We start from the raw sequence: 18,171 nt of genomic DNA on the forward strand, positions 1-18,171 counted from the left end.
GAATAATAGGGGCTCTGACGTTCCCCTATAAAGTAAAACAGATGTGAACGACCACCTAGAAAGGACCCTGAAATGAAGGAACAGATCAAAAACAAATTAGCTCTCTTACCCGATCAACCTGGTTGTTACTTGATGAAAGACAAAAATGGTACGATCATCTATGTAGGTAAGGCGAAGATTTTAAAAAATCGTGTACGTTCCTATTTTACAGGAAGTCATGACACGAAAACGGAACGCTTAGTTCAGGAGATCGCCGACTTTGAATATGTCGTCACTGAATCCAATACTGAAGCGCTTTTGTTAGAAATCAATCTCATTCAAAAAAACAAACCAAAATACAATATTATGTTGAAGGACGACAAGTCCTATCCATTTATCAAAGTTACGAATGAACGCTATCCTAAATTGATCATCACCCGCAAAGTGTTGAAAGATGGTGCGCTTTACTTTGGCCCTTATCCGGATGCCCGAGCAGCGAATGAAACAAAACGGATCTTGGACCGCTTGTTTCCATTACGCAAATGTGGTGCATCGCAAAAACGCCCTTGTCTCTACTATCATTTGGGACAGTGCGTCTGTCCTTACGTTCATCACATGGATCCCAAGGAATACCGAAAAATCGTTGATCAAGTCAAACACTTTTTCCACGGTGGCCATGTTGAGATCCAAAAAGAACTAAAGGAAAAAATGGGCGAAGCGATTGAATCCCTTGAATTTGAACGTGCTGCGGAACTGCGCGATCAAATCCAAGCCATCGATACCGTTATGACGCGTCAAAAGATGACTTTGACCGATCTGCTTGATCGCGACGTCTTCGGTTACAGTGTGGACAAAGGCTGGATGTGTGTCCAAGTGTTCTTTATCCGCCAAGGAAAATTGATTGAGCGGGAAGTCTCCTTGTTTCCTTTTTACAACGAAGCGGAAGAAGACTTTTTGACATTCATCGGTCAATTCTACCAAAAGAACGAGCACTTCATCCCAAAAGAAATTTTTGTCCCCCAAACGATTGAACGGGAACCTCTAGAAGTGCTGCTAAAAACGAAAGTCTTGCAGCCACAACGAGGTGACAAGAAAAAATTGGTCGACTTAGCCAATAAAAACGCGCAAATCGCATTGGATCAGAAGTTTGCTCTCATCGAGCGGACAGAAGAACGGACCATCGGTGCGGTGGAAAAATTAGGTGAAGCCATGGGCATTTCGGTCCCTTATCGCATCGAGGCGTTTGACAACTCTCACATTATGGGAACCGATCCAGTTTCTGCAATGGTCGTCTTTGTGGACGGCAAGCCTTCAAAAGATGATTACCGAAAATACAAAATCAAAACCGCACAAGGCGGTGATGATTATGGTTCGATGCAGGAAGTGATCTACCGGCGCTACTCGCGAGTTTTGAAAGAGAAATTGCCATTTCCTGACTTGATCGTCATCGATGGTGGGAAAGGTCAAGTAGGCGCCGCACAAGATGTCTTGCATAACCAGTTAGGATTAGATATTCCAGTAGCTGGTCTTGTCAAAAACAATAAACATAAAACCAGTGAGTTACTGTTTGGCGATGATCTGCAGCCGATTCAGCTCGAACGAAATTCAGTCGAATTCTTTTTGCTGCAAAGAATCCAAGATGAAGTTCATCGGTTTGCCATTACTTTCCACAGACAATTGCGCAGCAAGAACAGTTTCTCTTCAAGATTGGATGAAATTCCTGGTTTAGGACCAAAACGTAAGCAACAGCTAATGAAAACCTTCAAATCGCTGAAAAACATTCAAGCAGCTTCCGTGGCAGAGATCCAGCAAGCGGGCATTCCGCAAGCCGTTGCCGAAACAATTTTAGAAAAATTATCCGATCAAAAGAAAACCACGTCCTAGAAACACTCGGACGTGGTTTTTGCTGGAATGAATCATCGAATTGTTTGGAAAGGCCACTAAGACATAAACGTGCTCTCAAGGGAATAGCGGAATGTTTCGTTCCCTTTCAGGCCTGTCTCTTAGATGGCTCTTTCACAAAATTCGTTACCCAGATATCTAGATATGTTTTCCTAAGCAATCAACAAGTTGACACGCAAGCCATCCAGTTCAGCTTTCTGCTCTTGTGTGATATGAGAATCTGTAATCAAATAATCACATTCATCTGGTGCAGCAAATTGCTTGAAGCTCCGCTGATTGATCTTGCTGGATTCACATAGAACAATTTTGATCCGACTAATATTGATCAAGCTTTTCTTCATTTCAGCCGTTTCATAATTAGGAGTTGAATGCCCATAATTCTTGTCAAAAGAAGTGGTGCCTAGAATCACTTTATCCACGGAAAAACCCGCTAATCCCAATGCCACAGAACTGCCTGAAACATAGGGATAGCCATTTCGAATGGTACCGCCAATGACTTGCACTTGATAATTGGTTTTCTCACTTATCAATAAGGCAATCTCCAAATGGTTCTGTTGCAAAGTTTTAAATAAAGAATAAAATCCCTTACGGTATCTATGATTTAAGCTGGGATTCCCAATAATACCTTGATTTCAGTACAGACCGAAAACCCGAAGAGAGTGCCTTCTTTTCGGGTTTTCTTATATAATCCTAGAATGGCTTCCATGCCTTTAATCGTGGTAGAGGCAGTGCGTAAACTTCGATAGAATTTATTGCGTCTCTTTACTGGACGATGGTCTTGTTCAATCAAATTATTCAGGTATTTAATGGTACGATGTTCTGTCCCTTGATAAAAGCCGCCGTATTCTTTTAGTTTCTTAAAGGCACTTGTAATAGAGGGGGCTTTATCTGTGACTACAACCTTCGGTTCATCAAACTGCTTCACTAACCGCTTAAGAAAAGCATAGGCTGCTTGTGTGTCCCGTTTTTTACGTAACCAAATATCCAAGGTTAAACCATCTGCATCGATGGCTCGATACAAATAATGCCATTTTCCTTTAATTTTGATGTACGTTTCATCCATTTTCCATGAATAGAAGGATTTTTTATTTTTCTTTTTCCAAATTTGATAAAGTAGTTTGCCATATTCTTGCACCCAACGATAAATCGTTGTATGAGAAACGTTAATGCCACGATCATATAAGATTTCTTGAACTTCACGATAGCTAAGGTTATAACGAAGATAGTAGCCCACGGCTACAATAATCACATCCTGCTGAAATTGCTTTCCTTTAAAATGACTCATCGTCATTCCTCCTGCTATCTTTTTCTATTATTCTACCTTATCTGATAGTAGATTTAAAACTTTGCAACAGAACCGCTAAAGAGATTGCAACATTGGCCTCTGCTCCGCCAAAATGGGCTAAGAGACAATTATTGTCACTTAGACGTTCATTGTTACAGGTGGAAAGGCGAAGCATGATCTCACCCAGTGTCAATATTTTAGTCATAAAGATCATCCTTAATCTTTTTAAATTCTGTCATGTATTCTTTAGCGATACGCGTGACACCTTTATAGTCTCCAGTTTCAGCGGGCTTCAAAAGATTGCCCCCGACGCCGACTGTTACCACACCTGCCCTGAACCAGTCTTTCATGTTTTCCAACGACACCCCTCCGGTTGGCATAATATTTATCTGTGGCAAGGGGGCTTTGAAGGCAGATATGATTGCTGGGCCATATGCCGATCCGGGAAATAATTTTACGATATCTACGCCTGCTTTTAGAGACTCTTTTATCTCCGTTACGGTTAGACACCCTGGTAAATAAGGTATTTGATACAGGTTACAAACTTCTGCTGTTGCTTGATCGAAGGTCGGACTAACTATAAATTCAGCTCCTGCCATTATGGCTAAACGGGCAGTAGTGACATCTAAAACTGTTCCCGCACCAATTACTACGCTAGAATCCAAGTTCTCCGAAACTAATTCCCTAATAACCTCTGCAGCATTAGGCAATGTAAAAGTAACTTCGATTCCCTTTATTCCACCTTGAATCAATGCTTCACAGGATCGTTTTCCTTGTTCTTTAGAAGCTCCGCGAACTACCGCAATGACACCTGATTCTTCAATTTTAGTTAATAATTCTACACGTTTCATTCTTTAGCACCCTTCTCCGTCTTTCAAACGATACTTCCTATCTCATTTCCATTCATCTGCATCCCATACTGAATAGTTAAATGAGGATCTTTCATTTCAGGAAAAACAACCATAATCGAAGTATCCTTATTGTTTTCCTTCAAAAGAGATAGATCAATTTCTGCTAACAACGTATTCTTTGTGACTCTTTCGTTTTCTTCTACTAGAATATTATAGCCATTACCTTGCAATTCCACGGTATCAATCCCCATATGAATCAATGCTTCTTCTCCATGCTCACCTTTGATGATTATGGCGTGTTTTGTAGGAAAAATTGACATAATCGTTCCATTAAACGGTGCATACACCTGTCCATTTTCTGGCTTGATCGCAAATCCTTCACCCATCATTTTCTTTGAAAAAACGGGATCATTAACATCTGTGATTTTTACAACATATCCTTGAACTGGGTTATAGATCTTTTCATGTCCAGCTTCTTTGACAATCCCTTTCTTCTGTTCTTCTTGTTCCATTGCTTCATTAGGGTCGAAAAAGAAATAGACCAATCCGCCAGATACAATCATTCCCGTTAAATGAATAATGAAATAATCTTTGATACCAGTTGCGCTATACAAATAAGTAACAATTCCGGGTATAGCTGCCACACCCATACCAGTACTTTTAGCATGTAACAATCCTGCAACTAAACCCGCAGTTGCCCCACCTGTTAAGGCAAAAAGGAACGGTTTGCCAAATTTTAGATTCACTCCGAAGATCGCTGGCTCTGTGATCCCCAAGAAAGCTGGCAATGAAGCCGACATCAAAAAGCCACGTTTCTTTTTATCCTGAACTTTCCATCCAGTTACTAAGGCCGCAGTTGCTTGTGCAATAATTCCACCAGTAATCATTGCATTAAATGGGTTAAATCCCGTATTCGCTAACAAATCTGTTTCCAAAGCCAAAAATATATGATGCATTCCAGTGACAACAATGGCTTGTTGCGTTCCTCCAATAATCAAACCGCCTAATCCGAAGGGTAAACCAATTACTGCTTTTGCAGCGCCCAAAACAAGCAATTCAATGTATTGGCAAATTGGACCAATGATAATCAAACCTAATAATCCAGCAACTAAAATCGTTGTAAATGGTGTGACAATCAAATCAAGGACATCAGGAACTTTCTTTTTTAGTGCTTTTTCCGTTTTTGCGGCTATAATCGCCACCATTAGGGCCGGTAATACCGAACCTTGATAACCTACAACATTCAAATCTAATCCGAAAAACGTAAATGTAATCGCGTCTGCTACCCCTTTAGCGACATCGCTAGGATTTGGTAACAACGGGTTGACCAACATCAAACCCAGAACAATCCCTAACACTGGACTTCCACCAAATTGCTTCATTCCCGCCCATGCAATCAGTACAGGCAAAAATGTGAAAGCTGTTTTCATCAAAATAGTTGCGATTGTCAAAACATTTGGGTTCATTTCTACACCAAAAGCATTGATACAATTGATAAAACCGCTAAATAATCCGGTAGCAACCAAAACTGGAATAACTGGAATGAAAATATCCCCTAAAATTCGCGATACTTTTTTAGGTAAAGACATCCCCTCATATAGATCGCCTTTAATATCTGTATTTAACTCAGTACTCGTATTTCCAACCACAATAGCATACACACGATCAACAAATCCCGTTCCAAGAATAATCTGGTATTGCTCTCCAGCAAAAAATTGCCCCTTTACCCCATCAATATTTTCAATCTCAGCTTCGTTAACTACTTTTTTGTCGTTCAAGGTCAAACGCAAGCGTGAGGAACAGTGTCCTACAGCTCGAATGTTTTCTTTTCCACCAATCGCTTCAATGATTGCATTTGCTACCATAACATCTTTATTTTGATTCATTTTTTAACTCCTCCTTAAGGTCTTCCTGCAGATCCATCTGGCAAACGGCACAATGTCCAGTCAGCCATCCGATCATGTGTTGGAAAAGCCGCCGCAGCTTCCTCATCAATATCGACACCAATACCTGGTTGATCATTCAGATAAATGTACCCATCCTTTGCAACCGGTGTTCCCGGAAATACTTTGTACGTATTCTCTTTAATGCTGCAACTCCATTCTTGGATACCGAAGTTCGTGGAAGTAATACTTAAATGCGTATTCACCGCATGCCCGATCCCTGTCATATCACCTGGGCCATGCCACGCAGTTCGCACACCATAAGCATCTGCCAAGGAAATAATTTTTCTTGTTGGTGTAATTCCGCCCACCTGACTCAGATGCAATCGCAAATAGTCGATTGTCCGGTTTTGGATAAGCCCCGTCCATTCATGGGGATTATTAAACAGTTCTCCCATTGCTAGCGGAATATTGGTATGGCTTCGTAAATGCTCAAACCATTGGACTTGTTCTGGCGGCAATGCATCCTCTAAGAACAACAAGTCAAATTTCTCCAGCTGATTAGCAAATTTTACCGCTTCACTGGGAGATAAGCGTTCATGCACATCATGACAAAGCTTGATCGAGTCTCCAAATTTTTCTCTCAATTTTTCAAACCCTTCAATCATTGTCTTCATATAAACATCTGGATCGTAGTAAACACCGGGAGTATTATCCTTAGGTAAATGCATCGCCTGATTATTTCCGCCATACCCGCCAATCTGTACGCGAATCTGTTTCCAGCCTTGATCGACTCGCGTTTGCACTAACTCAACAGCATCACTGACACTTTGTGCATCGGCATGAATATAGGCTGGAACAGCATCACGAACCTTTCCACCAAACAATTGATAAAGCGGCATATTCGCCAGTTTCCCTTTAATATCCCAAAGTGCCATGTCGATTCCTGACAAAGCGTTGTTCAATACCGGACCGTTTCGCCAATAGCTACTCACCGAAGCTGTGCGCCAAATATCTTCTATCCGTTGCGGATCTTTACCAATCAAAAATGGTTTTAAGTATTTATCAATCGCTGTTACAACTACTTCATATCTCTGTGTAAATGTTGCACAACCCACTCCATAAATACTTGGGTCATTCGTTGTCACTTTAACTGCTACTAAGTTGATGCCTTCTGGAGCCGTGGTAATTACTTTAATATCTTCAATTACTAGCGCTTTCATCATTTGTTAAAACCTCTTTCTTAAATTTGACTCAAGTATAAGCGAATCCTTTTTTTCTGCCTATAGCGTCTGTGAACTTAAATAAATGATTCAGCATTAGATTCTTTTCCCAAAAATTGAAATTTTTCCCAGATAGTCAAAGAAAAAAACTCCCTAATTAGAGAGTTTTTTCTGTTTATATTCCATATAGCGTAAGAATAGAATACTTACTAAAATAAAATAGGGATCTAACACGCTGTATTTTTTCCAATTACCAATAGGAACTTGCTCCAAATTAACAAAAATATTTTCATTACTGAAGTGGGCGATTTGATTCTCTGAGAAGCTCGTAATCACAACAAATGGCACACCCTTCACCTTCAAGTCTTTAGCAAAGGAATGAGCGTTGTCTGATCGTCCTCTCAATGAAATAATAAAAACCAAGTCTTCTGTCGTTAACGTATCCGTTAGGGAACCAATCTCATCAACCCCCTCAACTACGTAAAAATGTTCATCACCTGCTAGAAAGACCCGACGCATCTCTTGTGCGACAGCCCTTTGTAGAGTTCCTGTACCATAAATAAAGACTTTTTTACTACTTTGAATAAGTTGAAAAATCGTTGAGAAATCCCGGTACTTCATTTCATTCATAGAGTTAGCGATAATCGAAACATACTGATCAATTAAGTTTCCTTCCAAATCTTCTGCTTCTAATTCTGCTTTAAGTGCATACTTCAATTCAGAGAAACCCTTATATGATATTTTTTGAGCAAAACGATGAATACTAGATTTGGAATAATTGCATTTTTTTGCCAAATTAACTAATGTTGATTCTGAGGCTTCTTTTTTATTGTTAGAAATGTATTTCCAGATTGCTAGATCATTCTCATTAAGGTCAAAAAAATATTTACTAACTAGCTCTTCTGTTTTAATAGACACTATTTTTCACCTCGTTAAGGTATTTTCTTCATTGTAATCTTCAGCAGCCGAGATCGGATCAAAATTAGCTACCATTAAGTTATTGATTCCATTTATTGGAGTAGGTTTATTAGTCAACGTTGTCTGAAAGACGTCTTGTAGGTTTGAGGCCGGATCTGTACTAACCAGCATTACTTTATTTCCATCTTGTGCTAAAGAAGTGGCTGTCGCACAAGCGGTAGTTGTTTTCCCTACGCCACCTTTACCAGTGAAAAATAGATATTTAGTTAAGCCCATCTTTTGGGGCATATATTGTAACATTTATTCTCCTCCTTACTTAAACTAGAAAAGAGGCTGTTAACAACAGCCTTCGCTTCCATCATTTCCTCCACAGCATCCACCAGAGTTATTAACCGGCTGAGCAACAAAGTGAATCGCACCATATTTTCCAAATTCTTCTAACGTAGGATAAGATCCTTCTTTGACAATTTCTCCGTCTAGCAATGTAACTGGTAAAATATCATTTCCTTTTTGTTGTAACAACTTTAAAATCGTGGAGTTATTAACAAAAGCATCTGGATCACTTGTAAGATTATGACGTGAAGCTTCTACTGAATCTATTCCCTCAAATGTCTCAAAAACTGAAGTCACCATGAGTAATTCTTCGTCTACAGAAGGTCCACACACTCCTGTTGAGCAACACATTGCTGGTTCAAATAGTTCCCATTTTTTCATCTTCTTTTTCTTCTTTACAATTACAGTTTGATGTATCACAAATGCAATTCTCTTCATTAGAAAATAATTGCATCATTGAACCCATAAATTGATCTACAAAGCTATCTGTCAATTGATATCTGTGCCATGTTCCATCTTTGGTAACAAGCACAATACCAACTTTTTCTAATACTTTAATATGGTGTGAAAGGGTCGGTTGAGTAAAATCAAAATGATCTAAAATATCGCATGCGCATAAGCTGCCACAAGACAATATATCAATGATTTTTAACCGTTTTGGATCAGCAAGTGCTTTAAGCATTACTGACATTTCATCATAGTTCATACTTAATCCTCCTGAACATAGACGCTTATCTATGCATTAATATAGATAAATATCTATAAATCGTCAATCGTTTCTGTATTTTTTATGCTTGATGAATAATCAATAGAACCAAAAAAGCATTAACATCGATAATTTTCTTTATCAATGTTAATGCTTCATATTGGTATATCGATCTAATAGATTTAATTCATCAAATGTAACACAATCAGATTGTGTCACATTAGGCTTTTGATATTTTCGGTAAGATTTGATTATCTCAGAACATTAATATTGCCCCTTTAAAAAATTTTGTCAGTACTTTTAAGTTATTCCATTCTGAAAATTCAAAATTTTCGATAAAGTCCATATAATTATGTAAAAGCAAAAAGGCCATATGAACGCCTCTTTACGGTACAATGTTTTTAACCACTAAAAACATACCCAGGAGGCAATCATATGACCCAAGTACATTTTACACTGGAAACAGAAGATATTCAAAGTTTAATTGACCAGTCGGTCAAAGATAATGCGGCTAAACAAATTTTACAAACTGTATTTAATCAGTTGATGGACGAGCAGCGAACAGATTATATTCAAGCCACAAACTATGAACGATCAGACGATCGAAGAAGCCAACGCAACGGCTATTATGAAAGAGAATTAACGACTCGTATTGGCTCTCTTGAGTTGAAAGTTCCCCGAACACGCGACGGTGAATTTGCACCGACTGTATTTGAGCGGTATCAACGCAATGAGAAGGCTTTGTTAGCCTCTATGTTAGAGATGTATATTTCTGGTGTCTCTACACGTAAAGTCTCTCAAATCGTTGAAGAACTATGCAGTAAATCAGTCTCTAAATCCTTTGTCTCCAGTTTAACTGCCCAGTTAGATCCTATGGTCTCTGAATGGCAAAATCGTTCTCTATCAGACAGGTCTTTCCCTTATGTTATGACAGATGTTATCTACATCAAAATCAGAGAGAATCATCGTGTCGTATCTAAAAGCTGCCATATAGCGATTGGCATATCAGAAGATGGAGAGCGTGAGATTATTGGCTTTATGATTCAAGATGAAGAAAGTGACGAAACTTGGTCTCTCTTCTTCGACTACCTCAAAACCAGAGGGTTAAGTGAAGTGGAAATGGTCATTTCCGATGCCCACAAAGGCTTAGTCAAAGCCATCAAGAAGTCATTTACAAACGCTTCATGGCAACGATGCCAGGTTCACTTTATGCGTAATATTCTCAATTGTATCCCTAAGAAAGATTCAAAACCTTTCAGAGAAGAAGTCAAAGCACTCTTCAAATTTACGGATATTGAAACGGCTCGCAAGGCTAAAAATACTATAGTAAGTGCCTATAGCGAACAATCAAAATACCATAAAGCCTGTGAAAAACTAGATGAAGGATTCGAAGATGCCTTTCAATACGCCGTTGTCGGTAAAGGTCAATCGAGATTAAAAAGCACGAATCTTCTTGAACGGTTAAATGAAGAAGTCAGACGCAGAGAAAAAGTTATCCGAATCTTTCCGAATCACGCCTCTGCCAATCGTTTAATCGGTGCAGTTCTTATTGACCGTCACGAAGACTGGCTAAGCTCTACCAGAAAATATATTCAATTTTAACCTATAGGTTAAAGCTTTAAAACAGTGTACTGTATTTTACACAATTTTATGGACTTGACTAAATTTTCAGTCTATATAATTAACTTATATTCAGTTTTACCAAATGATAAGCTTTAAAAAGTATTCAGAATTTAGTCATGTTATGGATCCAATAAAGTAGATATGGAATATTTATTTTCTCTTGTCTAATTTATAAGAGGGAGCGTCAATAATTTTGTGTAAATGATTCTTCCCTACTGCAGATTGTTTCTAATTCTCAATCAGTTGGCTTAGCATTTGTTCAAGTTCGCCTTCGGCCTGTTGAAAGCCTTTATGACTGCGACCTAGGAATTTTTGGTTGTAAGTATCAAAAGACGAGACTAAGAAACGTTCCATCGACTCTTCGTTTTGGAACTGTTCCTTGCGGTGGCTGTATTTCTTGATTTGCTTATTAAAGGATTCAATCAAGTTCGTAGAATAAATACTCTTGCGTATGGCCAAGGGGAAATCATAGAAAGTGAGCAAGTGATCGTTCGAAAGAATCGATTCAACCACTTTTGGATAGCTGGTTTTCCATTTTTCCGCAAAAGCACCACGTGCTTCCAACGCCACCTCTTTAGATGAGGCTTGATACACCATTTTAAAATCATCACAGACTTCCTTACGATCATCGACACGCACTTTGTGACTGATATTACGGGAAACGTGTACACAACAATGTTGAAAACGAGCTTTGGGATAGAACCGACTAATCGCTCCTACCATCCCCTTTAAGCCATCCGTGATGAACAGGAGGACATTTTTCAAACCGCGCTCTTGAAGGTCCAATAAAATTTCCTCCCAAATCGTGATGGATTCAGTCGGTGCAATCGCATAGCTCAATACTTCCTTTGATCCGTCCGGGCGAATGCCAACTGCGATATGAATAGCTTCCTTGGCGACGGTTTTCCGCTTTAACGGAATATACGTTGCGTCCATATAAATAGCAGCATAACGGTCATGAAGCTCCCGCCCTTTAAACGCCGTTACCTCTTCTGTATTTGAAATTTTGCAGCAGAGTCTTACATTTTTTTGTCATTTTTTTTCCACATTTTTAATATTAGCGATGCTATTTTATCATTAAGTACTATCAAAAATAGGACTGTAACAATAATCATCGTATCGTGATTTGGAAAATACCTAAATCCTAATAACAAAAATAGTAGTGCTATGAATGTTATTACATAAGCTATCTTTCTTTTTCTATCTACCGTCACTTCATTCACCTTCGATCCTACTAGCTATCCTGTGTCCATATAGCAGTTGGAACTAAGAGATGGGCTTTATTCCTCGAAAATCTTATAATTACTCCTTTGTTGAGATCCACACTTCCTGCTTTATCTATCAAGAACGCTGCCGCAGTCGATGCGAAAACACCTGCAATTGGGGAAAATAAACTTGATAGAGCCCCAACTCCTAGAGCTAACGCTGCTTTTGAATACGAACTATCTAAATATAGGTACTTCAAGTCATTGCTCATTACAATCATTTTATTTACGCCTCTACGTAGCATGACTGATCTGGTATTCATTTCAATTTCTTCCTTGGTCCAAATATCTTCTGGATCATAACCTTTCTCAATTGCTAAATTCATTAGGTCTTGGAAAGTTATACTGGTGATTTCTGCTATAACCTCATCTGAAAGATATTCTAGTAGTACACCATACGTTCCTTCTTCATCTACATACTCATTTTCATTTGTATTGGTGTTAACTTCTGATGCAATTGCTACAGTATTCCCAATAGTTCCAACACCTAAAATTATCGCAGCACACACACAAATCGCTTTAATCTTATTCAGCATTTTCATCTACCTCGTTTTAATTAATTACTTTTACAATATTACAACACACAATTATACACGACTAAACAATGTATAAAATTGTTCTTTCGGTGTTTGTCCACTTCATCCAACACAATAATAGAAAATAGTTAGTAAGAGAATAATAATTAGTATTCATCAAAAACTGAAGAAAGATTACCCTTTTCGATTTTTCCTTATTCTGAAAGCGTGCTATCACTGAATCCAATTATTGCTTCAACTTCTTTATACGATTTACCGAAAATAATTTATCCATAAACAGACCACTTTTTTGGCGTACTGGTTGCTCTCGAGCAGCCTTCCTTGTAATCTTGTAATTCCGATTATTCTTTCTTTTAAAGGATACAAGCGTATTTACATCGAGCTTAAATAATCGAAAAAAGTATTTCTTTTCTCTATAAGTTCCTTCATTAGAATCATCTTACAAATCTAAAGACATCTGTTCAAAAGCGTGTGGCTTTCATTTTATTGCCTTAACGTTATAATTTATTTGCGAAATACGATAATTGGTACAAGTTACAACACAAAGGGCCGACCTACTGCGAATAGGTCGGCCCTTATTTTGTGCTGGAAGCAACGGCTAGCGACTGTCCTAGAAGCAGCTTACTTTTGATGATTGGATTCTTAGAAATAAGTTCTAGTACCAGTCCTATAAAGATTGACGCCATAATCAATGCAATAATTTGGTCAATCAAGAAAAAACACCCCTGAACTCATCCATCCCATAGTAAAGACTGCAACGTGCTCCTCGTTTATGGATAGCTTTTCCTCATAATCATTTACTTTACTACTGTTTCAGAATATCTTTAACCAGTTACTAGTTTACTTCTCTTTATTAGTGAAGTGGGCTAGTTCTGCATATTCTTAGTAAAATGCTTTCCTCTCCTTCACTTTATCCCCTGTCTTTCCTAGGAACGAGTCCAAGCCTCTCTCATCTATATCATTCATCCCTTTTGCTGATTCTGAACAGCTGTCTCTTTCAGTTGGCGGTTCTCTGCGGCTAAACGCTCCTGCTCACTACGGGCTTTTGCTAGTTCTGCCTGATAGATAATTATCTCTTGTTGGTGGGCTCTCCGAGCGGCACTTACGCTAGCTTCCAGCTCATCCACTTTTGTTTCTAGTTCGAGATTGAGCTTTTCATACTTTTCATATAAGATCTTGGCATTTTCTATATTGGTCTGCTCTAAGTTTGCTTTGCTCGACACCCGAGTAGCAAAGTAGGTTAGAACACCGGTAATCAAGGAAGGTAAAACGACTGCGGCAACTGTTGTATCCATAGATAACCCCTCTCTCATTCTCTTTTTGATACAAAATGTATCAACTAATTGGAGTATATTCGATACGATTCATATCGTCAACTAAAAAGATACATTGCATATCTTTATTCAATCAAATTAGATACACTTCGTATCTAATTGTGGTATACTGATCGAAAAGGGGGGATCACCATGCTTGGTGAACGATTAAAAGCACTGCGGATAGGAATGAATCAAACGCAGCAACAGATTGCTGACCATCTAGGAATCACCCGGGCCGCCTATTCGCATTTTGAAAACGATCGAAACGAGCCTGATGGTGAAACGATCGTGAAATTAGCTGAATTATTCCATGTCTCCACAGACTATTTGTTAGGACGACATGCCATAGACAACTTCACCCAACCTTCTAAGCGGGTGCAAACAGTAGCTGCCCATATTGATGAAAATGTAACCGATGAACAAATGGAAGACATTCTGAATTATATCGACTTTATAAAACAGCGGCATGCCCAAAAGGATTGATGTATATGGATAAAGTTGAAGAACTAATGGCTGCATACCCAGATCTGCATTTTATTTTTGATAAAAATATGCCAGAAGGTCAACAAGGCTTATATATCGATGATCATATTTATCTGAATCCAAAACAATCGAAAGCAGACTTGTTAGGGACCATGGGTGAAGAAATCGGACACTATTTAACAAGTGCAGGAGACATCACTGCACAAGATACCAATGAAAAGCGTAAACAGGAACGTAAGGCACGTGACATTGGTGCAGCAATCGTTGTCACACCTTACGATATCATCGCCTGCTTTGAAGAGGGCTGCAAAACGTTACTAGAATGCGCCTCTTTTTTAGGGGTAACGACGCGAACGCTCAAAGATGCGGTCTGTTACTATGCCCGACGCTTTGACGGAATCAAGACAGACAATCAGTATACGTTGCTGTTTCAATTAGATGGAACCATTGAGGTGATCAAAACCTTTTAGTTACTAGCTGTGAGCGTTGGGCAATATTTGGATCAGTGAAGACACTTCTTGATACGATTCTACAGCTTTACTATTTCTTAAATAACAAAAAACGGCACTGTGCCGTCACGTTCATAAACAGAGCGCTCATTAAAAGCTTTACGGTACATTCGCTACTCATCAGTGGCGCGCGGATGTACCGTTGATTTCTGATTATTTCGATTGATGCACAAGGCCGTTTTCTATTCTTGGGTCATATCTACAACTTTCAGCAGTCGATTTGGCAAATAATTCTCAGAAGTTTGATGAATCAATTTACCGGATTCAAAACGATACAAATTATAGCCATATCGTTCTTCGAAGCGCACGATGCCTTGACCTTCATCTTCTCCCACAAAAGACATACTGGCGACAGTATAGTAAGGAATCCCTTGGATCTCACCGGTAAAGGAATGATGCGTGTGACCATTGAGGATACAGCGAATGTTATAGGAGGACAGCAAGTCCAACAAACGATCCGTACCGGGCCACACCGGTGTCGTACTTTGATGTGCCAGTAAATGATGATGGGTCACTAAGACGATCGGCAGATTTTTTAATTCCGCTAACGTCTGTTGCAGCCAGTGGAATTGTTGTTCATCGACAACGCCATCAGAAGCTCCATAGCGGGAATTATCAAAGGCAACAATCGCCATATCTGAATAACATTTTACTTGATTATATGGCGACTCGGAGGCCGCTGTACCGCACCAGCCTATGTGGAAATTGCTTTTGATGTCATGATTGCCTAAAGTAACGATTATTTCGACATCGCCTAGCAGCCTATGCAGTTGTTCTTTCAAGTAACGATAGTCTTCCACGTCTCCATCCTCCGTCAAATCCCCACTGATAACGACTAGGTCAATCGTTGCTCGTTGCTGGGCATGGCGAAGACATTCTGTTAATGGAATCAATGGATTCTGCATGGCCGCCAACATGCCTTGATAACCCTCTTGGCAGTCTGGGTATTGTCTGCGAAAATGTATATCTGATATATGCAATAAATTCATCTTTTATCTCAATTTCTTTCTTATGATTCCTGTTATTTGGTCTAAAGCAAAGACGGTGATCACTACACCGATCAAAATAATACTAACTTTACTCCACGTACGTGTTTGGATCGCAAAAATCAATGGTGCACCGATTCCGCCTGCACCAACTAAGCCTAGTGTTGCCGCACTACGCACAGCGATCTCAAAATGATTCAACGCAAAGGAACTATAGATCGGCATCAAATAAGGGACACGTACAAAAAACATTGTTTGCCAGAAATTTGCACCCACCGCCTGCATCTCTTCGGTCAGCCGTTCATCCATCGCTTCCATCTCTTCCGTAAACAACTTGCCTAACATTCCGATTTGATGGACACCGATTGCCATCACACCGGCAAAAGGTCCTGGACCAACGACTTTAACAAAAATGATCGCATAGACCAGTTCTGGAAACGCCCGCAAGACGTTGCAAATAAATTTACCGATTTTAGCGACCCAAGGAGTTGCTGACCAGAGATTGGCCGCACTCAGCAATGTGATGGGAATGGCTAAAACCGTGGCGATCATGGTTCCCAAGCAAGCGATGCCGATCGTTAATAACAGCAGACTAAATAAATCTTCCCCGCTGCCGTCATAGAAAAATGACCAGTCTGGCTGACTCAGTCCTTTCAACACATCTCTGCCCATTGCCAGTGAAAAAGTGCTTAATCCCGAATAGTCTAAGTCCATTGCAGACAACAGGAACAGGACTACGAATAGTCCCCATAGGAGCCACGTTTTTTTACTCACTTCACGAATCATCATAGAAAGGACCTCCTTACTCGTTCACTTAATTGGTCAACGATGGCCACAGTGACTAAAATCGTCAAAATAATGATGGACACTCGTTCATATTTCAGCAATGCCAAAGACGAATTCAAAATGACGCCGATCCCCCCAGCCCCTACATAACCTAGGACTGTCGAAGCACGAACATTGACCTCAAATGCATAAAAGGTATAGCTGGCAAACTGACTGATGACTTGAGGAGCTACTGACCAGACTGCAATCTGCAATTTGCTGGCCCCGACCGCCGCCGCAGCTTCGATCGGACCAAAATCGATTGTTTCAATTGCTTGGAACATCAACTGAGAGACCATCCCAAATGTAAAGACAGCAATCGTCAGGACCCCTGTTGCTTCTCCAATCCCAAAGATAGCAACAAACAATGCAGCCAATAATAGGTTAGGAATCGTCCGAATCAAGCCCAATAAAAAGCGAAAGATCGTCGAAAGCCAGCGATTTTCAGTAATGACTGTCGTAGCCAAGAAACTGACCGGGATCGCTAGACAGACACCGATGACCGTTCCAACTAAAGACATTTCCAATGTTTTAAGCATTGGCGAGACTAATTTCGGTAAATAGCTAAAATCCGGATGCAAGAAACGTGCAAAGAATGCCGTTACTTGGTTGGAATTTGACCAGACTTGCGCAAAGTCAGCCCCTGTGATCCATGCACTGCTTTGAAAGCAAAGAATTAAGAAGAGCAAGATCAGCAGGTTCTTGTACCACTTAAAGTGAACGGTCTCTTTCAATTTCATGGGTTTCTCCTGCCTTTTCTTCAAAAATCGCCTTGCCATAAATCTGTTCCAGCCGTTCATCTGTCAATGCTTCCGGCACACCATCAAAAACAACCGTTCCCGCTTTCAAAGCAATGACTCGTGTGGAGTAAGACCGTGCTAGCGGAACAGAGTGGAGGTTGACGATCACTGTTTTTTTCATTTCTTGATTGATTTTTTTCAAGTCCTGCATGACTTTCTCTGTCGTGATCGGGTCTAATGAAGCTACTGGCTCATCTGCTAGAATAATCGGTGCTTGCTGAACAAGCGCTCTTGCTATTGAGACCCTTTGCTGCTGACCGCCACTCAACTGATCGCTGCGGGTCTGCAGCTTATCCAACAGACCAACCGTGGCTAGTGCTTCTTTTGTTCGTTGATAGTCTTCTTTTGTAAATAATCCTAAAATACTTTTCCAAGTTGAATAATACCCTAAACGTCCAGATAGGACGTTCTTTTGAACGGTACTGCGTTTGACTAAATTGAAACTTTGAGAGATCAATCCGATTTGACGACGGATCAATCGTAATTCTTTCTTGCTTGCCTTAGTGATCGAGGTCTCATTAATGCGGATATCCCCTTCAGTGATCGGCACTAAACGATTGATCGAGCGCAATAAGGTGCTTTTCCCTGCCCCACTCAGACCGATGATTGAGACAAATTCTCCCTCTTCGATCGTCAAATTAATGTTTTGTAGTCCTTTGACCCCGTTTGGGTATACTTTGGACACATTTTCGAAAATTATCATACTTCTTCCCCATCTTTATAAGCATTGTGACACGGATCATACCAA

The 18,171-nt window shown here is 39.8% G+C and carries 19 protein-coding genes and 3 pseudogenes; 4 read left to right on the forward strand and 18 right to left on the reverse strand.

Features of this window, described 5'->3' with window-relative positions; all coding sequences use genetic code 11:
* The first annotated feature begins 72 nt into the window (after nt 1–72).
* Complete coding sequence (gene uvrC / locus EGX73_RS04360; protein ID WP_123866755.1) at nt 73–1,863, forward strand: excinuclease ABC subunit UvrC; 1,791 nt, start codon at nt 73–75, stop codon at nt 1,861–1,863.
* 170 nt (nt 1,864–2,033) lie between these two features.
* Here uvrC and EGX73_RS04365 read toward each other — a convergent pair whose 3' ends face one another.
* The 10 genes and pseudogenes from EGX73_RS04365 to EGX73_RS04410 all read right to left on the reverse strand — a co-directional run bounded on the left by EGX73_RS04365 (nt 2,034) and on the right by EGX73_RS04410 (nt 9,080).
* Complete coding sequence (locus EGX73_RS04365) at nt 2,034–2,411, reverse strand: DeoR/GlpR transcriptional regulator (protein ID WP_231477886.1); 378 nt, start codon at nt 2,409–2,411, stop codon at nt 2,034–2,036.
* 71 nt (nt 2,412–2,482) lie between these two features.
* Nucleotides 2,483–3,166, reverse strand: coding sequence for an IS6-like element IS1216 family transposase (locus EGX73_RS04370; RefSeq protein ID WP_172956409.1), 684 nt, complete (start codon nt 3,164–3,166; stop codon nt 2,483–2,485).
* Between the two features lie 73 nt (nt 3,167–3,239).
* Nucleotides 3,240–3,371 (reverse strand): annotated as a pseudogene (locus tag EGX73_RS04375) (sugar kinase); the annotation flags it as partial.
* The gene (locus tag EGX73_RS04380) at nt 3,364–4,017 is read right to left on the reverse strand and encodes a bifunctional 4-hydroxy-2-oxoglutarate aldolase/2-dehydro-3-deoxy-phosphogluconate aldolase (RefSeq protein WP_021150673.1); all 654 of its coding nucleotides are present in this window, start codon (nt 4,015–4,017) and stop codon (nt 3,364–3,366) included. The gene EGX73_RS04380 and the pseudogene EGX73_RS04375, both read right to left, overlap by 8 nt.
* Before the next feature lie 23 nt (nt 4,018–4,040).
* Nucleotides 4,041–5,903 carry a PTS transporter subunit IIBCA gene (locus tag EGX73_RS04385; RefSeq protein ID WP_003127879.1) on the reverse strand — a complete coding sequence of 621 codons (1,863 nt, stop codon included), beginning with the start codon at nt 5,901–5,903 and terminating at the stop codon, nt 4,041–4,043.
* A gap of 14 nt (nt 5,904–5,917) precedes the next feature.
* Complete coding sequence (locus EGX73_RS04390; RefSeq protein ID WP_003127878.1) at nt 5,918–7,126, reverse strand: D-galactonate dehydratase; 1,209 nt, start codon at nt 7,124–7,126, stop codon at nt 5,918–5,920.
* A 150-nt stretch (nt 7,127–7,276) separates the two neighbouring features.
* Entirely contained in the window at nt 7,277–8,041 is a 765-nt protein-coding gene (locus EGX73_RS04395) for a MurR/RpiR family transcriptional regulator (RefSeq protein WP_003127877.1), read from the reverse strand.
* Nucleotides 8,042–8,074: 33 nt separating this feature from the next.
* Nucleotides 8,075–8,341, reverse strand: a pseudogene (locus tag EGX73_RS04400) (ArsA-related P-loop ATPase); the annotation flags it as partial.
* A 36-nt stretch (nt 8,342–8,377) separates the two neighbouring features.
* Nucleotides 8,378–8,755, reverse strand: coding sequence for an arsenite efflux transporter metallochaperone ArsD (gene arsD / locus EGX73_RS04405; RefSeq protein WP_123866758.1), 378 nt, complete (start codon nt 8,753–8,755; stop codon nt 8,378–8,380).
* On the reverse strand, nt 8,733–9,080 hold the full coding sequence (locus EGX73_RS04410; RefSeq protein ID WP_123866759.1) for a helix-turn-helix transcriptional regulator: 348 nt from the start codon (nt 9,078–9,080) through the stop codon (nt 8,733–8,735). Before EGX73_RS04410 ends, arsD begins: the two co-directional genes overlap by 23 nt.
* 435 nt (nt 9,081–9,515) lie before the next feature.
* On the opposite strand from EGX73_RS04410, the gene EGX73_RS04415 reads away from it, so the two are divergent.
* The gene (locus EGX73_RS04415) at nt 9,516–10,682 is read left to right on the forward strand and encodes an IS256 family transposase (RefSeq protein ID WP_021150677.1); all 1,167 of its coding nucleotides are present in this window, start codon (nt 9,516–9,518) and stop codon (nt 10,680–10,682) included.
* A gap of 249 nt (nt 10,683–10,931) precedes the next feature.
* On the opposite strand, the pseudogene EGX73_RS04420 reads toward EGX73_RS04415, so the two are convergent.
* The 4 genes and pseudogenes from EGX73_RS04420 to EGX73_RS04430 form a co-directional block, all read right to left on the reverse strand.
* A pseudogene (locus tag EGX73_RS04420) lies at nt 10,932–11,699 on the reverse strand (IS256-like element ISLgar5 family transposase); the annotation flags it as partial.
* A gap of 238 nt (nt 11,700–11,937) precedes the next feature.
* Nucleotides 11,938–12,504: a hypothetical protein gene (locus EGX73_RS04425; protein WP_050762678.1), complete on the reverse strand. Its 567-nt coding sequence runs from the start codon at nt 12,502–12,504 to the stop codon at nt 11,938–11,940.
* Between the two features lie 575 nt (nt 12,505–13,079).
* A complete protein-coding gene (locus EGX73_RS15910; RefSeq protein WP_155804651.1) occupies nt 13,080–13,217 on the reverse strand; it encodes a hypothetical protein in 138 nt (45 codons plus the stop codon).
* A 249-nt stretch (nt 13,218–13,466) separates the two neighbouring features.
* Complete coding sequence (locus EGX73_RS04430) at nt 13,467–13,799, reverse strand: hypothetical protein (RefSeq protein ID WP_123866760.1); 333 nt, start codon at nt 13,797–13,799, stop codon at nt 13,467–13,469.
* Between the two features lie 171 nt (nt 13,800–13,970).
* On the opposite strand from EGX73_RS04430, the gene EGX73_RS04435 reads away from it, so the two are divergent.
* Entirely contained in the window at nt 13,971–14,303 is a 333-nt protein-coding gene (locus tag EGX73_RS04435; RefSeq protein WP_029486232.1) for a helix-turn-helix domain-containing protein, read from the forward strand.
* Nucleotides 14,304–14,308: 5 nt separating this feature from the next.
* Nucleotides 14,309–14,773, forward strand: coding sequence for an ImmA/IrrE family metallo-endopeptidase (locus EGX73_RS04440; protein ID WP_003129307.1), 465 nt, complete (start codon nt 14,309–14,311; stop codon nt 14,771–14,773).
* Between the two features lie 221 nt (nt 14,774–14,994).
* Here the strand turns inward: EGX73_RS04440 and EGX73_RS04445 are convergent, their stop codons facing one another.
* The 4 genes from EGX73_RS04445 to phnC are packed head-to-tail and all read right to left on the reverse strand — an operon-like array spanning nt 14,995 to nt 18,126.
* Entirely contained in the window at nt 14,995–15,801 is an 807-nt protein-coding gene (locus tag EGX73_RS04445) for a metallophosphoesterase (protein ID WP_003129306.1), read from the reverse strand.
* A 3-nt stretch (nt 15,802–15,804) separates the two neighbouring features.
* The gene (gene phnE, locus EGX73_RS04450; protein WP_003129305.1) at nt 15,805–16,587 is read right to left on the reverse strand and encodes a phosphonate ABC transporter, permease protein PhnE; all 783 of its coding nucleotides are present in this window, start codon (nt 16,585–16,587) and stop codon (nt 15,805–15,807) included.
* Nucleotides 16,584–17,363, reverse strand: a complete 780-nt coding sequence (phnE, locus tag EGX73_RS04455; protein ID WP_005469909.1) for a phosphonate ABC transporter, permease protein PhnE — start codon at nt 17,361–17,363, stop codon at nt 16,584–16,586. Before phnE (EGX73_RS04455) ends, phnE (EGX73_RS04450) begins: the two co-directional genes overlap by 4 nt.
* Nucleotides 17,335–18,126 (reverse strand): phosphonate ABC transporter ATP-binding protein, encoded by a 792-nt coding sequence (gene phnC / locus EGX73_RS04460; RefSeq protein WP_003129303.1) that lies wholly within the window; start codon nt 18,124–18,126, stop codon nt 17,335–17,337. Before phnC ends, phnE (EGX73_RS04455) begins: the two co-directional genes overlap by 29 nt.
* Between the last annotated feature and the right edge of the window lie 45 nt (nt 18,127–18,171).

The organism is Enterococcus sp. FDAARGOS_553 (genome assembly GCF_003812305.1).
GTDB lineage: Bacteria > Bacillota > Bacilli > Lactobacillales > Enterococcaceae > Enterococcus_D > Enterococcus_D gallinarum.